Annotated in this window: 20 protein-coding genes; 12 read left to right on the top strand and 8 right to left on the bottom strand. The window is 69.6% G+C overall.

Translation table 11 applies throughout. From position 1 onward, the window contains the following. Positions 1-157 precede the first annotated feature (157 nt). From Q664_RS36025 to Q664_RS36015, 3 genes are all read left to right on the top strand, one after another. Positions 158-751, top strand: a complete 594-nt coding sequence (locus Q664_RS36025) for a hypothetical protein (RefSeq protein WP_043406435.1) — start codon at positions 158-160, stop codon at positions 749-751. A gap of 90 nt (positions 752-841) precedes the next feature. Beyond that, entirely contained in the window at positions 842-1957 is a 1116-nt protein-coding gene (locus Q664_RS36020; protein WP_043406432.1) for an isoaspartyl peptidase/L-asparaginase family protein, read from the top strand. Positions 1958-1960: 3 nt separating this feature from the next. Next, on the top strand, positions 1961-2725 hold the full coding sequence (locus tag Q664_RS36015) for an SDR family oxidoreductase (protein WP_043406429.1): 765 nt from the start codon (positions 1961-1963) through the stop codon (positions 2723-2725). A 12-nt stretch (positions 2726-2737) separates the two neighbouring features. Here Q664_RS36015 and Q664_RS36010 read toward each other — a convergent pair whose 3' ends face one another. Continuing rightward, positions 2738-3403 carry a phosphoribosyltransferase gene (locus Q664_RS36010; protein WP_052519094.1) on the bottom strand — a complete coding sequence of 222 codons (666 nt, stop codon included), beginning with the start codon at positions 3401-3403 and terminating at the stop codon, positions 2738-2740. Positions 3404-3500: 97 nt separating this feature from the next. Continuing rightward, positions 3501-3950: a thioredoxin family protein gene (locus Q664_RS36005; RefSeq protein WP_043406421.1), complete on the bottom strand. Its 450-nt coding sequence runs from the start codon at positions 3948-3950 to the stop codon at positions 3501-3503. A 263-nt stretch (positions 3951-4213) separates the two neighbouring features. Here Q664_RS36005 and Q664_RS36000 point away from each other — a divergent pair, with 263 nt between their 5' ends. Further along, complete coding sequence (locus Q664_RS36000; RefSeq protein WP_043406418.1) at positions 4214-5515, top strand: universal stress protein; 1302 nt, start codon at positions 4214-4216, stop codon at positions 5513-5515. A gap of 22 nt (positions 5516-5537) precedes the next feature. On the opposite strand, the gene Q664_RS35995 is transcribed toward Q664_RS36000, so the two are convergent. From Q664_RS35995 to Q664_RS35980, 4 genes are all read right to left on the bottom strand, one after another. After that, complete coding sequence (locus Q664_RS35995) at positions 5538-6227, bottom strand: hypothetical protein (protein WP_043406415.1); 690 nt, start codon at positions 6225-6227, stop codon at positions 5538-5540. An 8-nt stretch (positions 6228-6235) separates the two neighbouring features. After that, positions 6236-6772, bottom strand: coding sequence for a hypothetical protein (locus Q664_RS35990; protein WP_043406413.1), 537 nt, complete (start codon positions 6770-6772; stop codon positions 6236-6238). A gap of 83 nt (positions 6773-6855) precedes the next feature. After that, a complete protein-coding gene (locus tag Q664_RS35985) occupies positions 6856-7527 on the bottom strand; it encodes a metallophosphoesterase (protein WP_043406410.1) in 672 nt (223 codons plus the stop codon). 13 nt (positions 7528-7540) lie between these two features. Then, positions 7541-8530: a lysophospholipid acyltransferase family protein gene (locus tag Q664_RS35980; protein ID WP_052519093.1), complete on the bottom strand. Its 990-nt coding sequence runs from the start codon at positions 8528-8530 to the stop codon at positions 7541-7543. Between the two features lie 104 nt (positions 8531-8634). Here Q664_RS35980 and Q664_RS35975 point away from each other — a divergent pair, with 104 nt between their 5' ends. Both Q664_RS35975 and Q664_RS59525 read left to right on the top strand, forming a co-directional pair. Then, positions 8635-11370: a M1 family metallopeptidase gene (locus tag Q664_RS35975; RefSeq protein ID WP_326938766.1), complete on the top strand. Its 2736-nt coding sequence runs from the start codon at positions 8635-8637 to the stop codon at positions 11368-11370. A 162-nt stretch (positions 11371-11532) separates the two neighbouring features. Continuing rightward, the gene (locus Q664_RS59525) at positions 11533-11760 is read left to right on the top strand and encodes a hypothetical protein (protein WP_160174576.1); all 228 of its coding nucleotides are present in this window, start codon (positions 11533-11535) and stop codon (positions 11758-11760) included. A 16-nt stretch (positions 11761-11776) separates the two neighbouring features. Here Q664_RS59525 and Q664_RS35965 read toward each other — a convergent pair whose 3' ends face one another. Next, positions 11777-12526 carry an enoyl-CoA hydratase gene (locus Q664_RS35965; RefSeq protein WP_043406400.1) on the bottom strand — a complete coding sequence of 250 codons (750 nt, stop codon included), beginning with the start codon at positions 12524-12526 and terminating at the stop codon, positions 11777-11779. A 190-nt stretch (positions 12527-12716) separates the two neighbouring features. Between Q664_RS35965 and Q664_RS35960 the strand changes: the two genes are divergently transcribed. From Q664_RS35960 to Q664_RS58300, 3 genes are all read left to right on the top strand, one after another. Then, positions 12717-13412, top strand: coding sequence for a DUF1361 domain-containing protein (locus tag Q664_RS35960; RefSeq protein WP_043406397.1), 696 nt, complete (start codon positions 12717-12719; stop codon positions 13410-13412). A gap of 250 nt (positions 13413-13662) precedes the next feature. Further along, on the top strand, positions 13663-14025 hold the full coding sequence (locus tag Q664_RS55485; RefSeq protein ID WP_075207615.1) for a type II toxin -antitoxin system TacA 1-like antitoxin: 363 nt from the start codon (positions 13663-13665) through the stop codon (positions 14023-14025). Between the two features lie 226 nt (positions 14026-14251). After that, positions 14252-14560 carry a GNAT family N-acetyltransferase gene (locus tag Q664_RS58300; RefSeq protein WP_326938765.1) on the top strand — a complete coding sequence of 103 codons (309 nt, stop codon included), beginning with the start codon at positions 14252-14254 and terminating at the stop codon, positions 14558-14560. A gap of 33 nt (positions 14561-14593) precedes the next feature. Here the strand turns inward: Q664_RS58300 and Q664_RS35950 are convergent, their stop codons facing one another. Beyond that, positions 14594-15514 carry a ribose-phosphate diphosphokinase gene (locus Q664_RS35950; RefSeq protein ID WP_043406392.1) on the bottom strand — a complete coding sequence of 307 codons (921 nt, stop codon included), beginning with the start codon at positions 15512-15514 and terminating at the stop codon, positions 14594-14596. Between the two features lie 193 nt (positions 15515-15707). On the opposite strand from Q664_RS35950, the gene Q664_RS35945 reads away from it, so the two are divergent. The 3 genes from Q664_RS35945 to orn all read left to right on the top strand — a co-directional run bounded on the left by Q664_RS35945 (position 15708) and on the right by orn (position 17753). Beyond that, positions 15708-16391 (top strand): phosphoribosyltransferase, encoded by a 684-nt coding sequence (locus Q664_RS35945; protein ID WP_043406384.1) that lies wholly within the window; start codon positions 15708-15710, stop codon positions 16389-16391. 19 nt (positions 16392-16410) lie between these two features. Beyond that, complete coding sequence (locus Q664_RS35940; RefSeq protein ID WP_235217009.1) at positions 16411-17085, top strand: dienelactone hydrolase family protein; 675 nt, start codon at positions 16411-16413, stop codon at positions 17083-17085. A gap of 104 nt (positions 17086-17189) precedes the next feature. Continuing rightward, the gene (gene orn / locus Q664_RS35935; protein WP_043406381.1) at positions 17190-17753 is read left to right on the top strand and encodes an oligoribonuclease; all 564 of its coding nucleotides are present in this window, start codon (positions 17190-17192) and stop codon (positions 17751-17753) included. Positions 17754-17761 lie beyond the last annotated feature (8 nt).

Here is a 17761-nt window from a genome sequence, read left to right as displayed (position 1 = left end):
GCAGGGACAAGCCAATGGTGTTCTGTGTGGATGGTTGGGAGCGCTTCTGTGCCATCCCGGCGAGCCCGGCCGATGGTGGTGAGCAGGAGTGCCTCGAGTACGACTGTCGGCCCGTAGTGGATGCAGGCGGTCAGGACGTTCCTGATGGAGGAGCGCCATGACTCGCTTCACGGTCCCCGAGTTGATGGAGGTCTGCCGCCAGTACTACCCGGCGGGCCGGACGCTCGATGACCACGAGCACGGAGCCAGCCCCGAGTGGCACCGGTTTCATGCGCGGTGGCACGAGGCGATGGCCGACCGGAGCCGATGGCTCACCCTGCGTGGCGCACTCGAGGAGGCCTTCCCAGGAATTTCAGTGGGGGATGCCACGGCCTACACCCACGATGGTGGCTATCGGTGCTGTGTCTATTCCATCGAGCCCCAGGACAAAGCGGATGGCGTTTCGTGGGAGGTGGTGGGCTGTGTCAGCCTGCTCGCGCCTCTGTACTTCGTCTATGGCACCCAGCACCGTTATCGCGCGGGCAGGCGCGAGAGCCCGGCGGCTGCTCTCTTCCTCGAGTCGCTGCCCGAGGTGCTCACTTCCTCCGCATCGAAGGTGGCCCGGGCCATCGAGTCGGTGTTCGCGTATCAGCCGTTTCCTGTCCAGTGGGTCCCGGTACCGATTCCTGGCCTGTGTCTCGACCACTTCGAGCCCGACCGGGCCACTCTGTTCAGGGCGTTGTTCACGCTGGAGCCGGGCTTACTTCCGTGAGCCTCGGAGCGAGTTGGAGTAGACCCTCACCCCAGCCCTCTCCCAGAGGGAGAGGGGGCATCCACCGTCACTTCCCAAGGGACTCCGCTCATGCCCGCTCCGCTCCGCCGTGCCCTCTCCGCCGCCACGCTGGCGGCCCTGCTGCTGCCCCTCGGATGCTCCACGTCCCTGACCACCCGACGAGAAGATGAGAAGCGCATGAGCTCCTCCGACGACGTCTCCAAACCCGCCCCGCGCTGGGGCATCGTCATCCACGGCGGCGCGGGCGTCATCAAGCGCGAGTCCCTCACCCCAGAGCGCGAGGCCGCCGTCCGCGCCGTCCTCGCCGAGTCCCTCCAGGCCGGCCACGCCATCCTCGCCAAGGGCGGCTCCAGCCTGGATGCCGTCACCGCCGCCGTGCGCGTCATGGAGGACTCGCCCCTCTTCAACGCGGGCAAGGGCGCCGTCTTCACCCATGACGGCAAGAACGAGCTCGACGCCGCCATCATGAACGGGCGCACCCGCGAGGCCGGCTCCGTGGCGGGCCTGCACCACGTGAAGAACCCCATCGTGCTCGCGCGGGCCGTGATGGAGAAGTCTCCGCACGTGATGATGATTGGCGCGGGCGCCGAGGCGTTCGCGAGGCAGCAGGGCGTGGAGCTCGTCGACCCGGGCTACTTCCACACCGAGGAGCGCTGGCAGTCCCTGCAGCGCGCGCTGGAGGCCGAGAAGCAGCAGCAGCGGACGCCGCCCGAGCAGGGCCAGCCCCAGGGTCCCCAGACCTTCTGGGAGCACCCCGCCGGCCAGGAACACAAGTTCGGCACCGTGGGCGCGGTGGCGCTCGACCAGGCGGGCAACCTCGCCGCGGGCACTTCCACGGGCGGGATGACCAACAAACGCTTCGGGCGCGTGGGAGACGTCCCCGTCATCGGCGCGGGCACCTATGCCAACGAGCGCTGCGCCGTCTCGGCCACCGGCCATGGCGAGTACTTCATCCGCTACACCGTCGCTCGCGACATCTGCTCCCGCATGGAGTACCTGGACCTACCGCTGCTCGAGTCCGCCAACCAGGTGGTGCTGGACGTGCTGGTGAAGGCCGGGGGGGAGGGCGGGGTGATCGCCATGGATGCTCAGGGTAACTTCGCCATGCCGTTCAACTCGTCGGGCATGTACCGCGGCTACATGGGGCCGGACGGTGTGGCCGCTGTCGCCATCTTCAAGGAGTGACAGATGAAGCAGCTGGAAGGAAAGGTCGCGCTGGTGACGGGCGCGAGCTCGGGAATCGGCCGCGCCACGGCCATCGCCATGGCCCGGGCCGGTGCGAGGCTCGTCATCGCCAGCCGCGGCCAGGAGGGCAACGCGGAGACGGTGGAGCTCATCCGCCAGCAGGGGGGCGAGGCCATCGCCATCCGCACGGACGTGACGAAGGCCTCGGACATCGAGTCGCTCGTGCGCGGCACCGTCGAGCACTACGGCCGGTTGGATGTGGCCTTCAACAACGCGGGCACCACCGTCGCGCCCAAGGCCCTCCACGAGTATGACGAGGCGGAGTGGGACACCGTCCTGGACACCAACCTCCGCTCCGTCTGGCTGTGCATGAAGTACCAGGTGCGGCAGATGCTCGCTCAGGGAGGTGGCGCCATCGTCAACATGTCCTCGATGGCGGGGCTGATTGGAACCAAGGGGCTCGGCGCGTACACGGCGAGCAAGCATGGAGTGCTCGGACTCACGAAGACGGCGGCGCTCGAGTACGCGCAGCAGAACATCCGCGTGAACGCCGTGTGCCCGGCGGTCATCCGCGGCACCGTGCTGGTGGAGAACCTCTTCCGCGACCATCCCGAGGTGGGCAGGGCGCTCGAGGCCACGCACCCCATTGGCCGCGTGGGCCAGCCCCAGGAAGTCGCCGAGGCCGTGGTGTGGCTGTGCTCCGACGCGGCGTCCTTCGTCACGGGCCACGCGCTCAACGTCGACGGCGGCACCTTCGCCGGACGCTGAGGGGAGGGCGGCTCAGGGGGACGGCGAGGCTCCGAGGTGGTGTGCCCGCATGAGCAGGGCGAGCACCTCCTCGTCGTCCACCTGGTGGAAGTCCTCGTACCAGACGCCCACGGAGCCCAACATGGGAGGCTCCTGTAGCACCACCACCTCGTCCACCTCCTCGCCGCGCAGGGCCTTCACCGTCCTCCCCGCCGCCACTGGAACCGCCAGCACCAGCCGCCGGGGGCCCAGCACGCGCACCGCTCGCGCCGCCGCCCGCGCAGTGCCTCCCGTCGCCAGGCCGTCATCCACCAGCAGCACCGTGCGCCCCTTCACGTCCGGCAGGGGCCGCTCTCCCCGGTACAGCCGCACCCGCCGCCCCAGCTCACGCGATTCCCGCCGCGCCACCTCGAGCGCGTCCTCGTTCGTCAGGTCGGCGTAGGCCAGCACCTCGGTATTCAGATACAGCGCGCCACCTTCCGCGATGGCCCCCATTCCCAGCTCCGGCCGCCAGGGCACGCCCAGCTTGCGCACCACCAGCACCTCCAGCGGGGCTCCCAGCGCCGTCGCGACTTCGTAGCCCACCGGCACCCCGCCGCGCGGCAGCGCCAGCACCACCGGAGTCTCGTCCAACACCTCTCCCAACCGCTCGGCCAGTTGCCGTCCCGCCTCGTTCCGGTCCCGGAATCGCATCCGCATCGTCACTCCTCCCTGGCCCCCTGGTTTCCTGCTCGCGCCCCCATCCCCTCGCCCTCCGGGAGAGGGACGGGGTGAGGGTGCCACGGACCCCGGGTTGCTACACCGAGGCCCACGGTCCTCCGCCCTGGGCCGACGAAAGGGCCCAGCGTTCCAGCTCGGGTCGCGGCATGAGGCCACTGCGGCGGGACACTTCCCGGCCACCCGAGAAGACGATGAACGTGGGAATGCCCCGCACGCCGAGCTGGCTGGCGGCCTGGGGCTGCTCCTCGGTGTTCAGCTTGAGGACGAGCAGGCGGCCGGCATGGGCGCGGCCCACGGCGTCGAGGATGGGAGCGGCGGCGCGGCAAGGCCCGCACCAGGGGGCCCACAAGTCCAACAGGACGGGCACGGGCGAGGCCTCCACGGCACGCCACAGCGCCTCCCCATCCACCTCCTGGGGCCTGCCCGACAGGTCGAGCGGGCGCTGACATCGGCCGCAGGTGGGCTGGCCGGGGGGACGGGGCTCCCGGACACGGTTGAAGGCACCACAGGACGCGCAGCGGAACATGGAGATCTCCAGGGCCCCTCCAGGGCCTCTTGGGTGAAGGTAGCGATGCGGGACGTGCGAGCCGGGGGCCAGGGACGTCCGCCCGTGCGTTCCGAGGGCGGGCACGCAGGCTTTGCGGTGGATTCCACGGGGTGCGCAGCATTTACAGGGCCCGGGGACGCGAATTGTCCCGCTCCCGAGCGGTGTGGGTGGCTAGAGTGCCCGGCACGGGACGTGAATCGATTCATTGAAACCCGGGCCGAGGGGCCCGTGCGGGAGCTGCCATGACGATCCTTTGTGCCACCCACTTCTCGGATGCCGCGCAGCGAGCGGCCACGGCCGCGGCGGAGCTCGCGCGGAAGCTGGACGAGCCCCTCTTCCTGGTGCACGTGCTGCCGGGCGACCTGGCGAGGGCCTTCGGGCAGACGCTGCGGGACACGGCGGCGTCGGCGCTGCAGGACGAGGTGCGGCGGTTGGAGAAGCTGGGGGCGCGGGTGAGCCACCAGTTGCTGACGGGGGAGCCGGCCGAGGAGCTGGCGCGCTTCGCCCAGGAGAAGGGGGCGGGGCTGGTGGTGACGGCGGGGCCGACGAGCGCCTCGCCCTTCCTGGGGGTGGGCGGCACGGTGGACCGGCTGGCCACGGCGTTGCCGGTGCCGCTGCTGGTGGTGCGCGAGGCGGAGCCCTTCGAGGCGTGGGTGAAGGGGACGCGTCCGCTGAAGGTGATGTTGGGGGTGGATCGCTCGCTGCCCTTCGAGGCGGCGCGGGACTGGCTGCAGGGGCTGCGGAAGTACGGCGCGGTGGAGGTGGTGGCCGGGCGCATCTACTGGCCGCACGAGGAGTACCAGCGGATGGGGCTGGCGCAGCCGCCGGCCTTCCAGGACGTGACGCCGGAGCTGCAGCGTGCGCTGGAGCAGGAGGTGCGCTCGCTGGTGTCGCCGCTGGAGACGATGGGGCAGCCGCCGGCGAAGCTGAAGCTGGCGCCGGGGGTGGGGCGCATCGCGGACCACCTGGTGGCGCTGGCGGCGGAGGAGCAGGTGGACCTGCTGGTGGTGGGCTCGCACCAGCGGCGCGCGCTGGGCAAGCTGTGGAGCGTGTCGCACCACGCGCTGCGGCTGGCGAAGATGTCGGTGACGAGCGTGCCGGTGGAGGTCTCGGCGAAGGGCTCGGCGGCGCCGATTCCGGGGCTGAGCACGGTGCTGGTGGCCACGGACTTCTCGGACGCGGCGAACCGGGCCATTCCGTACGCCTTCTCGCTGTTGCCCAACGGGGGCACGGTGCACGTGGTGACGGTGGCGGACAATCCGCGGCAGGCCATCGAGCAGGAGCGGGACTTGAGGCAGCGGCTGCATCAACTGCTGCCCCGGGACGCGGATGCGAAGGGGCGCAAGGTGCTGGTGGAGGTGCTGTCGGGCCAGGACGTGGCGACGGTGCTGCTCAAGGCCGCCGAGCGCCTGAGCGTGGACGTGCTGTGCGTGGGGACGCACGGACGTGGGGGGCTGAAGAAGACGCTGATGGGCTCGGTGGCCAAGGAAATCATGGCGCGCGCCGACCGGCCCGTGCTGGTGGTCCGTCCGCCCGAGGGGTGACGGTGCCGCATTCTCACTCCCTTCAAGACTTCTTCGGCTCTCCAGCGTCCAGCTCCGCTTCGATGGCCGCCAGTTCGGCTTCCGCCGCCGCGACGCGGGCATCGTGGGCGGCGGCGGCTTCTGGAACCATCAGACGCCAGTAGGGAACGCTCCACTGCCAGGCGGATTGGACCTGTGCCCGAACTGGGCCCTGAAGGAGTTGCTGGACTCGCATGGCATGTGGAAGGACGTGCCCGAGCACGGTGTGAGCGGGGCCTCGCGCGTCCAGAGCGTGTTGGATGGCCAGGTGGGCCTCGGAGAGGTGGGCGATGGCTCCCTCCAGGTGCTGTGCGAGTTTGGAACTCGCCAGGGAGAGGGAGTCACAGGCGAGGACGTCCGTGGGGAGCGTGAAATCGCATCGTTGGGCCGCGGCCGCGTCTCCCCATTCGGGCACCGCCTCGGGGGGCAGGGTGAGCAGACTCTGGGCGAGTTGCACGGCGCGTGGCGCATGGGCTTCCGCGTCGTGGTCCTCGAGGATGTAGAGCTCGTACAGCTCACTCCAGAGTTGGGTCGCCTTCTCCTCGAGTCCCAGGTGGGTCTTCTGCTGCTGAAGGCGCGAGAGGAGCTCGTGCAGGTCGGCATCCAGTTCCCGGAGCTGGAACTTCAGCTCATACCAGGGCTCGTCGTTGGGCAGCTCGGGAAGCAGGGATTCGACGGGACGCCGCGTGGACATATCCATTCCTAGCCGCAGGGCAGCAACTCGCCGAGCTGCTCTCCCATCTTCCTGGCTGCTTCAGCGAGGCGGGCTTCGATATCGGCGATCTGCTCGGGAGTACGAGCCGGGTGGTTCCTGGCTCTACCGAGAGACGCCATGAGCTGACTCCGGCTGCGGCAATTCTTCAGCTTCTGGTGGATGTTCCTCACGGCCGTCTTGATTTCACGCCACCAATGCCCATGCGTCTGCTTGTTGGGAGGCTCTCCTGGTGGAATGCCGCCCACTTGCTCCAATTCGAGGATGAGCGCCAGGTGGCGTGCGATGTGCACCAATTGGCTGTTGACGGACTCTCCATCGATGGCCGCGGCCAGTGTGGCGGAGTCCATTGCGGAGTCGATGGTCCGGGCGGCTCTGACGGCATCGTTCCCGGGGCCGCAGGATTCCAGGGAGGGATACTTCCGGATGCAGCACTCGTAGGTGTTGCCACACTCGAGCAGCGGTTGCTGAGCGGCAGCCGACACGCTCCACACGAGCGCGGTCAGCAGGACGACGTGCAGGTGCATGGGACTCCCCCGGCGAAAAGAGAAGCGACCGGGGAGCAGCATACAGGCCGTGTCCCGGTGTGAGCGAGGCAGGGCCCTGCCGCTCACGGAGGCCCGTCGAGGTCCATGTACACGCGCTTCGCCTTCACGGAGTAGAAGCGGCCCTCGGGCAGCACGTAGGCGGTGAGCTCGTGGCCGTACACGCAGCCCGAGTCCAGGCCAATGGCATACGGGTGGCGCTGCACGCCTCGCAGCGCGTCGTGGCCGAAGATGACGAGCTCCGGCCCCTTCCACAGGCTCGCCCACGGGACGCCCGCGTCCATCTTCTTCGAGGGCTCTCCCTCCGGTGTGATGCTGCGCAGGTTGAGCATCAGCTCCGGCTTCTGCTCCTCCAGAGGCACGCCGGGCACCAGTCCCCCGTGCACCACGCGCACGTTCAGCTCGGGGAAGTGGCGGTGCACGGGTAGCGACTCGAGGTACTTCCAGTCCTCGTCCTCCAGCGTGTTCAGCACCTGCTTGTGCTCGCGCTTGAGCTTCTTGCCCTGGGGCATCTTCCCCGTGTGCCAGCGCAGCACGTGCTCGTCGTGGTTACCGCGCACCGCGAGAAACCCGTGCTCCCTCGCCCGGCGCACCACGCCCGCCGAGTCCGGACCCTTCGCCACCAGGTCTCCCACCAGCACCACCCGCTCGCCCCGGCGGTAGCCGCACGCGTGCAGCAGCGCGTCGAGCTCCTCCGCGCAGCCGTGCACGTCTCCGATGAAGAGGGTCCGCGTCATCGTCCTCGTGGATTCAACCCTGGGGGGCTGACGGGGCTTCCGCGGGCGGCTGCACCTTCCAGCGCCGGTGCAGCCACAGCCACTGGTCCGGGTAGCGCCGCACGTACTTCTCCAGCACCGCCGTCACCGCCGCCGTGTGCGCCGTGATGGCGTCCTGCTCGCCCAGTCCCTCGGGCACGGTGATGGGCCCCTCCACCTCCAGCCGCAGCTTCCGCCCGCTCTCGTCGCGAATTCCCATCACCACGAACACCGGCGCGCCCGTGCGCTGGGCCACCACCGCCATGGCCGGCGTGGTGGATGCGGGCCGGCCGAAGAAGGGCACGAACACCGCCGCCTTCGCCGGCAGCGACTGGTCCAACAGCATCAGCACCGTCTCGCCCAGCTTCACCGCCTCCTGGGCCTCGGCGATGGCGCCCTTGGGGTAGATGAGCCCCGCGCCCGCGCCGATGCGGTTGTCCACGATGCGCATGTTGAGCGCGCCCTTCAGCGGGCGCACCAGGGCGTTGAGCGGAATACCGCGCCGCAGCAGCATCTTCCCCGCGCGCTCCCAGTTGCCGAAGTGCGCCGTCACCAGCAGCGCGCCCTGGCCCTTCGCGATGTTCGCCTTGAGCGCCTCCCACGCCTCGCCCTTCACCTCGGGAATCTCCCAGTGGGTGTCCACGTGGTCCTTCTCGTCGATGGACTCGAGCACCACGCGCGCCATGGTGACGTAGGCCCCGTGGGCAATGCGGCGCCGCTCCGCGTCACTCATGTCGGGGTAGGCGTGCGTGAGGTTCTCCAGGGCCACGCGGAGGCGGATGCCGAGGGTGAACGCCAGCCACCCCACGAAGCGGGCGAGCCCATCCTTCCAGGAGGCGGGCAGCGCGCACACCGCGTCCATCACCCGGTTGGCGAGCCACCCCACCACGGGAGACGGGCGCTCTCCGAGCACCTGGACGAGCCGGGCGGGCGGGAGCGGAAGGGGAAGGGGCGGGGACTCGGGGGCTGGAGCGGGGGAGGACACGGCGGCGCACTCCACCCGGAAGTGGGGTGGCAGGCAAGGGGGCTCCCACCGCCCGTCGCTACCCTGCCTGCCCGTCCTGGGTTAGACCCTGCGCCATGCCCAGAATGCCCCGACGCGCGTCGTTCGCCCTCCTGGCCGCCCTGACGGCTTGTGGTGCCCGCCAGCCCGTTCCCACTCCAGAGGCCCGTCCTCCCGCCGCGGCGAGTTCCCCGGCGGAAGTGGTGGCCACGACCCGGCCCGCTCCCGTCTCGCCCGCCTTGCGGCTGCCCGCCCAGGTGCGCCCCACCGGTTACACGGTGGAGCTCACCGTGGACCCCTCCGTCCCCGTCTTCCAGGGCGTGGTGGCCATGGAGCTGGAGGTGAAGGAGGCCACGGAGGCCCTCTGGCTCCACGGCCGTCACCTCACCGTGCGCGAGGCGACGCTCACCGTGGACGGTGCGTCCGAGGTCCTCACGTGGGTGAAGGGCAAGGAGGACTTCCTCGGCTTCGTCCCGTCGCGTCCGCTGAAGCCCGGCGCCGCGCACCTGCGCATCGTCTACGAGGGCCAGCTCTCCGAGCGTGAGACGTCGGGTGCCTTCCGCGCGAAGGACGAGGGGGCCTGGTACACCTATACCCAGTTCGAGCCCGTGGGGGCGCGGCGTGTCTTCCCGTGCTTCGACGAGCCGGGCTTCAAGGTGCCCTGGCAGCTCACCTTCCACGTGCCCGCGGGCAACGTGGCCGTCACCAACACCCCGCTGGTGAACGAGGAGCCGCGCGCCGCGGGGGGCACCACCTTCCGCTTCGCCCGGACGCAGCCGCTGCCCAGCTACCTCATCGCCTTTGGCGTGGGCCCGTTCGACTTCCTCGAGGCGGCGCCCTCGGGGCAGAAGGCGGTGCGCACCCGCATCGTCACGCCGAAGGGCCGGAGCGTGGAGGGCACCTATGCCGCGAAGGTGACGCCGGAAATCCTGGCCCACCTGGAGGGCTACTTCGGCATGCCCTTCCCGTACGAGAAGCTGGACGTGCTGGCGGTGCCGCTGTTCGGCGGCGCCATGGAGCACCCGGGCCTGGTGACGTTCAACTCGGGGTTGATTCTGGCGAAGCCCGCCGAGGACTCCGTGAGCCGGCAGCGCGGCTTCTACGACACGCAGATGCACGAGCTGGCGCACCAGTGGTTCGGCGACCTGGTGACGATGGCGTGGTGGGACGACCTGTGGCTCAACGAGTCCTTCGCCACCTGGGCGGAGCCGCGCATGCTCGAGTCCGCCCAGCCCACGTGGGACGCTCCCATCGAGCGGGTGCGCGGCCGCTCCTTCGCGCTGAGCACGGACAGCCTGGTGACGGCGCGCCGCATCCGCCAGCCCATCCAGCGGCCGGATGACATCCTCGGCGCCTTCGATGGCATCACCTACGGCAAGGGCGCGGCGGTGCTGACCATGGTGGAGGGCTGGCTGGGCCGGGACGTCTTCCAGCGCGGGGTGCGGCGTCACCTGCGCGCCCACGCCCACGGCAACGCCACCGCGAAGGACTTCCTCGACTCGCTCTCGGCCGAGGCGGGCCAGGACGTGTCCGGGGTGCTGGGCTCCTTCCTGGACCAGGGCGGTGCGCCGCTCGTCACCACGCGGCTGGATTGCACCGGCAAGGTGCCGGTGTTGAGACTGTCGCAGAGCCGCTTCCTGCCGCTGGGCTCCGCGGGCGACGCGAAGCAGGAGTGGAAGGTGCCCCTGTGCGTGCGCTACGGCTCGGGCAAGGTGTCCGGCCGCGCCTGCACGGTGCTCCAGGGCGAGTCCGCCGAGCTGCCCCTGCCCGAGGCGAAGACGTGCCCCACCTGGGTGATGCCCAACGCGGACGGCGCCGGTTACTACCGCTCCGCCCTGGACACGCAGATGCTGGGCCGGCTGCTGTCCACCGAGAGCCGCCACCTCTCGCGCGCCGAGCGCGTGGCCCTCATCGGTGACGTGCAGGCGCTGGTGAGCGCCGGGGCGATGCCGGCCTCGGACGCGCTCGGCCTGTTGCCGGGGCTGGCCGGGGAGCGGGACCGTCAGGTGTTCCAGGCGTCGTTGGATCTGCTGGGCATTCTCAGGCCCTCGCTGTTGTCGGACGCGCGCCAGGCGGACCGGGCCCGCTTCCTGCGGGACACGTATGGGGCGCGGGCCCGGGCGCTCGGCTTCACCCATCGCGCCAACGACGACGAGGACACGCGGCTCTTGCGGCCCGTGCTGCTGGAGCTCGCCGGCAGGCAGGGGGGAGACCCGCGGCTGGTGGCCGAGGCGAAGCAGATGACCCAGCAGTGGCTGGCGGACGGCAAGACGGCTTCTCCGGAGCTGCTGCGCACCGCGCTGGGCATCGCCTCGGCGCATGGGGACGCCGCGCTGCATGGCCAGGTGCTGACGGCCATGCGCTCGGAGAAGGATCGCCGCAAGCGCGAGCACCTGGTGGGCGCGCTGGCGGGCTTCCGGGACCCCGCGCTGGTGGGCGAGAACCTGAAGCTGCTGTTGGACCCGTCGGTGGACATGCGCGAGGTGGCGTGGCTGCTCTTCGCCGCGGGCCAGGACGTGCGCTCGCGGGACGTGGCCTCCGCCTTCGTGAAGGAGAACTACGACGCGCTCGCCGCGCGGATGCCGGAGGAGCGGCTGGGGGCGCTGGTGTGGGCGTTCTCCGCGTACTGCGATCCGGTGCACCGCCAGGAGGCCGCCGCCTTCCTCACCGAGCGCATGGAGCGCGCCCCGGGTGGAACCCGCTCGCTGGCGCAGGCGTTGGAGAGGATGGACCTGTGCATCGCCTTCAAGGCGGCGCAGGGCTCCAGCGTCGAGTCCTTCCTCGCCTCGCCGAAGAAGGTGCCGGCGCGCCCCGGACGCTGAGTCCTGTCATCCCCAGGACACTCAGGGCTTTCCGGGCTTTGGATGGAAAACAGATTCTCCAGCCAGAGCCCGGCTGCCTTGACGCTCCAGGAGGGGGTGCCTAGCCTCTTCACCCGGAGTCACGGTACCGGAGTGTGGAGGTTCCCCCCCTTGGAGGCGACGATGTCGCACGCGACGGACGACGGCCTGTCTCCCCTCGTGGTTCCCCAGTCATCCCCCTCGGAGGAGACGACGTCGGGGGAGGGTCAGCCGCGACCCAGCCTCCCGAGGACTCCACCGCGAGTGTGGCCGCCGGTGTCGCCGGCGGACATGGGGCGGGTGGTGCGGAGGCTGAAGCTGACGGCCGAGCGGCTGCGGGGTGAGGCGCCGCTGCTGGAGGGGGCGGCGTAGGCCCCCCGGGCGTCGGCTACTTCTTCTTGGACAGGAAGGCGTTGAAGGCCTCGCGGGCCTCGGCGGAGCCGAGCCGTTGGACGAAGAGCGCGCCCTCGCGGGAGAGGGCGTCGTCCACGGTGGCGCGCAGGGGCTCGCGCAGCAGGCGCTTGGTGAGGCGCAGGGACTCGACGGGTTTGGCGGCGAGCGCGGCGGCGCGCTTCCGCACGGTTTCGGCGAGGCTGGCCTCGGGTACCACCTGATTGATGATGCCGGCGCGCAGGGCGGTGGGCGCGTCGAAGGGCTCGCCGAACATGAGCAGCTCGGAGGCGAGCGCCAGGCCGGCGACGCGGGGCAGCAGCACGCTGGAGGCGCCCTCGGGGCTGAGGCCGAGGTTGACGAAGGGCATGCTGAAGGCGGCGCGCTCGGTGGCGGCGACGTAGTCACAGTGGAGCAGCAGGGTGGTGCCGATGCCCACGGCGACGCCGTCCACGCCGGCCACGATGGGGCGCGAGAAGTGGGCGAGCGCGCGCAGGAAGCGGAAGACGGGGCTGTCCTCTCCGGTGGGGGGGTGCTCGAGGAAGTCCTTCAAGTCGTTGCCGGCGGTGAAGGCGCCGCCCGAGCCGGTGAGCACCACCACGCGTACGGCGTCATTGGAATCGGCCTCGACGAGGGCGCGGGCGGCGGCCTCGTACATCTCGCGGGTGAAGGCGTTCTTCTTCTGGGGCCGGTTGAAGGTGAGGGAGAGGATTCCGGCTTCGAGGTGGGTGAGCAGCGTATCGGACATGGTGGGGGAGATTAACCGGAGGCCGGGGGAATGGCCCGGGGCTTGCTCTGTCTCCCGGGTGGATGCCTTCCAGCCCCGCCCATGTGACGAGCTGTCTCCGAGTGGCCACGGTTGCCGTGCCTTCGTGTCAGCCGGGGGCGCGAGGGGCTGGACCTGCCCGTGGCCTCGGGGCCACACCCCGGTGAATCCCATGACGACGTCCCGCTCCCGAGTGCTGTCCCTCCTGCGCCATCACGGATTGCCGCCAGTGCTGCTGAGCAGCGGGGTGGCGGTGGTGATGCTCCACCTGAGGTTGGAGTGGAGTGGGAGGAGGAGCTTCATCTTCCTGGTGTGGAACCTGTTCCTGGCGTGGGTGCCGTACGGGATTGCCCTGGTGGCGAGGCTGCTGCAGGCGCGTGGCCAGGCGAGGGGGTGGAACCTGCTGCCGTTGGGAGGGGCGTGGCTGCTGGCGTTTCCGAACGCGCCGTACCTGCTGACGGACTTCATCCACCTGAAGCCGAGGCCGGGAGTGCCGCTGTGGTTCGACGCGGCGATGCTGGCGAGCTTCGCGGCGACGGGGTGGCTGTTGGGGCTGTTGTCGCTGGAGGTGTGGAAGCGGCTGTTGGAGGAGCGGTGGGGGCGGGTGGTGGCGTGGGGAGGGGTGCTGACGGCGTCGGTGTTGTGCGGCTACGGCATCTACCTGGGGCGCTTCGAGCGGTGGAACAGCTGGAATGTGCTGAACCGGCCCGGCTCGCTGATGGAGGCGGTGCTGGGGCACATGAGCGAGCCGTTGGAGTACCGGTGGCTGGTGGGGACGACGGTGGTGTTCGCGGCGCTGGTGCTGCTGTCGTATCTCGTCTTCGAGACACTGGTGCAGCGGCGCCGGACGGAGCGGGCCCGGGCTTGAGCTCGTCTGAGAGCTGGCTGTTGGCGTCAAAGGGCCAGTTAAGAGCGCTCGCTAGGCCGGCTACTTCCTCGATGTCCCGAGAATATTCGGTTACTTTGAGGGGTTTTTCCGAGAGTAGCGGGTGATTCTTCGGGAGAATTGACTCGTCGAAGAGTCATAGTTATTCTCATGTTTGAGTGGAAATCGCGATGATGCGACCACGGGGAGAACAGCCATGAGTCGACTAGAGGCGAGTGTCCCAGACGTGCGTATGTCGCAGATGAAGCACTTCGAGGAAGAGCTCGGGCTGAGCAAGAGCCAGATCGTAGATGAGGCTCTGAGCTTGTTCTTCAAGACGGTCATTGAGTTGAAGCAGGGTTGGCGGATCGCGTTCGTCGACGCCGATGCTCCTCAGCGCGTACGCGAGTTCACAAGTCCCGCACTGACTCAAGTGGAATGGGCTACCCAGCGTGAGCGAATCGTTCTCTCGAACGCGGATTTTGACCGCGTACAGAAGATGCTTGAAAACCCACCTGGGCCAACGCCTCAGTTGAAGGCAGCAGTAGCTCGGCGAAGTAAGCGTAGGCAAGAAGAGTCAAGCCAACGTAAGCAAGAGGAGCCAAGCCATCGCTGATTTCGAGACTGAGCCGTTTGCAAGTGAGGACGGAGCCAGCGGGTTTGAGTGCGGTTCGGAAGCGCTGGAGCTCTTTTTTCGGACCCAGGCAGGGCAAAATCAGCGTCGCGATGTGAGCCGCACGTGGGTATTGCGGCGTCCTGCGGACAAGCCGGACCTTCCGCGTGTTCTCGGCTTCTACACAATGACTCTGGGGAGTCTGGAGCGGGAGTTGCTCCCCAAAGCTATGTCCAAGGGACTGCCGAAGTATCCTGTTCCGATTGTCATAATCGGACGATTAGCTAGGCACCTGCACGTGCGCGGTCAGGGATACGGAGAGCGCTTGTTGCTCGATGCCCATGACCGCGCTGTGGAGATCAGTAGTCACGGTGGTGCGGTAGCGGTTGTCGTGGACGCCAAGGATGCGGCTGCAGCGGCGTTTTACGAGGGGTTCGGGTATCAGTACGTTGAGTCCGGTCAAAAGGGGGTCTGGCCTCGGAGAATGTTCCTGTCTCTGGAGGACATTCGTAATTCGAATGAAGCCACTGGCGAATGAGTCAGTGAGGCAGGCAGACACAGGGCGCCGCCATTAGTGCGGGCGCACGTGGGCCGTGACGCGGCAGATGGCGTCGGCGAGCAGCGGGGCGAGGCTCACCACCTCGTGCTGGAAGGGCAGCCCCTTGGGGGGCACCACGCTGTCGGTGGAGATGAGGCGGCGGATGGGCACCTTGCTCAGCCGCTCCACCGCGGGGCCCACCAGCAGCGCGTGCGTGGCCACCACGGTGATGTCGTCGGTGCAGCCTTCCTCGAGAATCGTCTCCGCAGTCGCCGCGATGGTGCCCGCGGTGGAGATGAGGTCATCCACGATGATGGGCCGCAGTCCGCGCACCTCGCCCACCAGGCCTTGCACGTTCACCTCGGAGCCGCTCACCCGGCTCTTGTGGACGATGGCCAACGGCAGCCCGAGCTGCCGCGCATACCGCTCGGCCAGCTTCACCGCGCCCAGGTCCGGGGACACCACCACCGCGTCCGGACCCGCGTAGGGCCGCGCGGCCTCGGCCAGCATCGTGCCCGCGCTCAGGTGCTCCAGCGGCACGGTGAAGCACCCTTCCAGCGAGGGCGTGTGGAGGTTCACCGCCATCAGCCGGTCGAAGTGCCCGCGCACCAGCAGGTCCGCCACCAGCTTGCCGCCGAGCGCCTCGCTGGGGCTCGCGCGCCGGTCCTGCCGCGCGTAACCGAAGTAGGGCAGCACCGCCATGAGCCGCGCCGCGCCCGCGCGCCAGCACGCGTCCGCCATCAGCAGCAACTCCAGCAGGTTCTCCCCCACGGGCGGCACGGTGGACTGGATGATGCACACGTTGCGCCCGCGCACGTCCTCGCCGAGCTCCACGTGCAGCTCGCCATCCGGGAAGCGCTCGAGCTTGCAGTCACCGAGGGGACTTCCGAGCGCCCAGGCGAGTGCCTCGCCCAGGGGGCGGTTGGCGGTGCCGCTGAAGACGGTCAGCTCCATGGTCCCCTCCGAAGCCCGCGGGGCCGGGCTGGCCCGGGCGGGTCGTGGCCATCATCCCTCATTCCAGGTGGGCATGGTCGCGGGATTCGCGCACCCGTGCCGAGAGGGCGGCCCGGCCCTCGGTGGCGCGTCGGGAGCCAATGGCGTGCGCCGTGCTTCTCCTAGAGGGAGAACCTCGCCCCCAGGAGGACCCATGCGCTTTCGAGACAGGACGGATGCGGGCCGGCAGTTGGCGGACCTGCTGACGGAGTATGGGGGCCAATCTCCCCGGGTGCTCGGCCTGCCGCGAGGCGGAATTCCGGTGGCGTACGAGGTGGCCCGGAAGCTGGGGGCGCCGTTGGACGTGTGGGTGGTGCGCAAGGTGGGCGCGCCGGGGCAGCCGGAGCTGGGACTGGGAGCGGTGGCCGAGGGAGGGGCGCTCTTCCTGGACCGGGAGATGATGCGCTCGCTGGGCGTCTCCGAGACGGAGGTGATGCAGACGGCCGAGCGGGAGTCACAAGAGGTGATGGCCCGCATCGCCCGGTTCCGGGGAGGGCATCCCGCGCCGGACATCGCGGGCCGCACGGTCATCCTGGTGGATGACGGCGTGGCCACGGGCGGGACGGTGCGGGCGGCCATCCGGGCGCTGAGGACGCGGCGGCCGCGCGCGATCGTGCTCGCGGTGCCGGTGGGGGCGGTGGAGTCGCTGGACTCGCTGCGCCCCGAGGTGGACGACCTGGTGTGCGTGCACCCGGCCGGGTTCATGAGCTCGGTGGGCGAGTACTACGACGACTTCCGGCAGACCTCCGACGAGGAGGTGCAGGCGGTGCTGGCGCGGATGCGGAAGCAGCAGGGCCCCGAGGCGGCGATGAACGCCGGGGATGCGTGGTGGGTCTGAGCGGCGGAGGAGGAGCGACATGGCGGTGGAACGGGAAGTCGAGGTGCGGGCGGGAGGAGTGGTGCTCGGCGGGACGCTCGCGGTGCCGGAGGGGGCACGGGGACTGGTCATCTTCGCGCACGGCAGCGGGAGCAGCCGGCACAGTCCGCGCAACCGGTACGTGGCGTACACGTTGAGGACGGCGGGGCTGGGGACGCTGCTGTTCGATCTGCTGACGGAGGACGAGGAGGCGGAGGACGACGTGACGGCGGCGCTGCGCTTCGACATCGACTTCCTGGCGAGGCGGCTGGGGCAGGTGACGGACTGGGTGTTCGCGAATCCGGAGCTGAGCCGGCTGAGGGTGGGCTACTTCGGTTCGAGCACGGGGGCGGCGGCGGCGCTGGTGGCGGCGGCGGAGAAGCCGGAGGAGATCGGCGCGGTGGTGTCGAGGGGAGGGAGGGCGGACCTGGCGGGGGGCGCGCTGCGGCGGGTGAGGGCGCCGACGCTGCTCATCGTGGGAGGGTCGGATGACATCGTGCTGGACCTGAACGAGCGGGCGCTGGAGCGGATGATGGCGCCGAAGGCGCTGGAGGTGATTCCGGGGGCGACGCACCTGTTCGAGGAGCGGGGAGCACTGGAGCGGGTGGCGGCGCTGGCGGCGGGTTGGTTCACGCGCTTCCTCGGCTCGGCCCTGGAACTCGAGGCGAGGCCCTGACGAGCAAGACTCCACTCCGGCCAATACCCCTCTCCCACCGGGAGAGGGACGGGGTGAGGGTATCCGTCCCCGTTCTGGAATCCGCGGGTTAGACTGCGCCTCCCATGCCCGCACCGAACTTGAACCCGTGTTTCGTCTGGCTCGATCTGGAGATGACCGGACTGGACCCCGACGAATCGGCCATCATCGAGATTGGCGTCATCATCACGGGGCCGGACCTGGTGCCGAAGGCGGAGATGGAGCGGGTCATCTGGCAGCCGGACGAGGTGCTGGGGCGGATGGAGCCGGTGGTGAAGGAGATGCACACGCGCAACGGGCTGCTGAAGAAGGTGCGCGAGTCCTCGACGTCGCTGCGGGTGGCCGAGCGGGAAATCACCGGGCTGGTGATGCAGCACTGTGGGCTGAACGAGGGCATCCTCTGTGGCAACTCCATCCACACGGACCGGCGCTTCCTGGTGAAGTACATGCCGATGCTGGACCGCTACCTGCACTACCGGCAGGTGGACGTGACGAGCATCAAGGTGCTGGGCAACGCGTGGTTCCCGGACATGGTGCCGCTGAGGAAGACGTCGTCGGGGCACACGGCGCTGGCGGACCTGCGCGCGAGCATCGCCGAGCTGACGCACTACCGCACGCACCTGTTCCGCGCGGCCACGGGTCAGGGATAGGCAGACCC

This window comes from Archangium violaceum Cb vi76 (assembly GCF_000733295.1).
GTDB classification, from domain to species: domain Bacteria; phylum Myxococcota; class Myxococcia; order Myxococcales; family Myxococcaceae; genus Archangium; species Archangium violaceum.
The sequence above is the reverse complement of the archived record's forward strand: the minus strand, read 5'-3'. Positions and strand labels throughout refer to the sequence as shown.

What these genes read in the sequence shown, in the direction of transcription:
- Q664_RS36025 (WP_043406435.1), top strand. Translation starts at nt 158, where the DNA reads ATGACTCGCTTCACGGTCCCCGAGTTGATGGAGGTCTGCCGCCAGTAC.
- Q664_RS36020 (WP_043406432.1), top strand. Translation starts at nt 842, where the DNA reads ATGCCCGCTCCGCTCCGCCGTGCCCTCTCCGCCGCCACGCTGGCGGCC.
- Q664_RS36015 (WP_043406429.1), top strand. Translation starts at nt 1,961, where the DNA reads ATGAAGCAGCTGGAAGGAAAGGTCGCGCTGGTGACGGGCGCGAGCTCG.
- Q664_RS36010 (WP_052519094.1), bottom strand. Translation starts at nt 3,403, where the DNA reads ATGCGGATGCGATTCCGGGACCGGAACGAGGCGGGACGGCAACTGGCC.
- Q664_RS36005 (WP_043406421.1), bottom strand. Translation starts at nt 3,950, where the DNA reads ATGTTCCGCTGCGCGTCCTGTGGTGCCTTCAACCGTGTCCGGGAGCCC.
- Q664_RS36000 (WP_043406418.1), top strand. Translation starts at nt 4,214, where the DNA reads ATGACGATCCTTTGTGCCACCCACTTCTCGGATGCCGCGCAGCGAGCG.
- Q664_RS35995 (WP_043406415.1), bottom strand. Translation starts at nt 6,227, where the DNA reads ATGTCCACGCGGCGTCCCGTCGAATCCCTGCTTCCCGAGCTGCCCAAC.
- Q664_RS35990 (WP_043406413.1), bottom strand. Translation starts at nt 6,772, where the DNA reads ATGCACCTGCACGTCGTCCTGCTGACCGCGCTCGTGTGGAGCGTGTCG.
- Q664_RS35985 (WP_043406410.1), bottom strand. Translation starts at nt 7,527, where the DNA reads ATGACGCGGACCCTCTTCATCGGAGACGTGCACGGCTGCGCGGAGGAG.
- Q664_RS35975 (WP_326938766.1), top strand. Translation starts at nt 8,635, where the DNA reads ATGCCCCGACGCGCGTCGTTCGCCCTCCTGGCCGCCCTGACGGCTTGT.
- Q664_RS59525 (WP_160174576.1), top strand. Translation starts at nt 11,533, where the DNA reads ATGTCGCACGCGACGGACGACGGCCTGTCTCCCCTCGTGGTTCCCCAG.
- Q664_RS35965 (WP_043406400.1), bottom strand. Translation starts at nt 12,526, where the DNA reads ATGTCCGATACGCTGCTCACCCACCTCGAAGCCGGAATCCTCTCCCTC.
- Q664_RS35960 (WP_043406397.1), top strand. Translation starts at nt 12,717, where the DNA reads ATGACGACGTCCCGCTCCCGAGTGCTGTCCCTCCTGCGCCATCACGGA.
- Q664_RS55485 (WP_075207615.1), top strand. Translation starts at nt 13,663, where the DNA reads ATGTCGCAGATGAAGCACTTCGAGGAAGAGCTCGGGCTGAGCAAGAGC.
- Q664_RS58300 (WP_326938765.1), top strand. Translation starts at nt 14,252, where the DNA reads ATGTCCAAGGGACTGCCGAAGTATCCTGTTCCGATTGTCATAATCGGA.
- Q664_RS35950 (WP_043406392.1), bottom strand. Translation starts at nt 15,514, where the DNA reads ATGGAGCTGACCGTCTTCAGCGGCACCGCCAACCGCCCCCTGGGCGAG.
- Q664_RS35945 (WP_043406384.1), top strand. Translation starts at nt 15,708, where the DNA reads ATGCGCTTTCGAGACAGGACGGATGCGGGCCGGCAGTTGGCGGACCTG.
- Q664_RS35940 (WP_235217009.1), top strand. Translation starts at nt 16,411, where the DNA reads ATGGCGGTGGAACGGGAAGTCGAGGTGCGGGCGGGAGGAGTGGTGCTC.
- orn (WP_043406381.1), top strand. Translation starts at nt 17,190, where the DNA reads ATGCCCGCACCGAACTTGAACCCGTGTTTCGTCTGGCTCGATCTGGAG.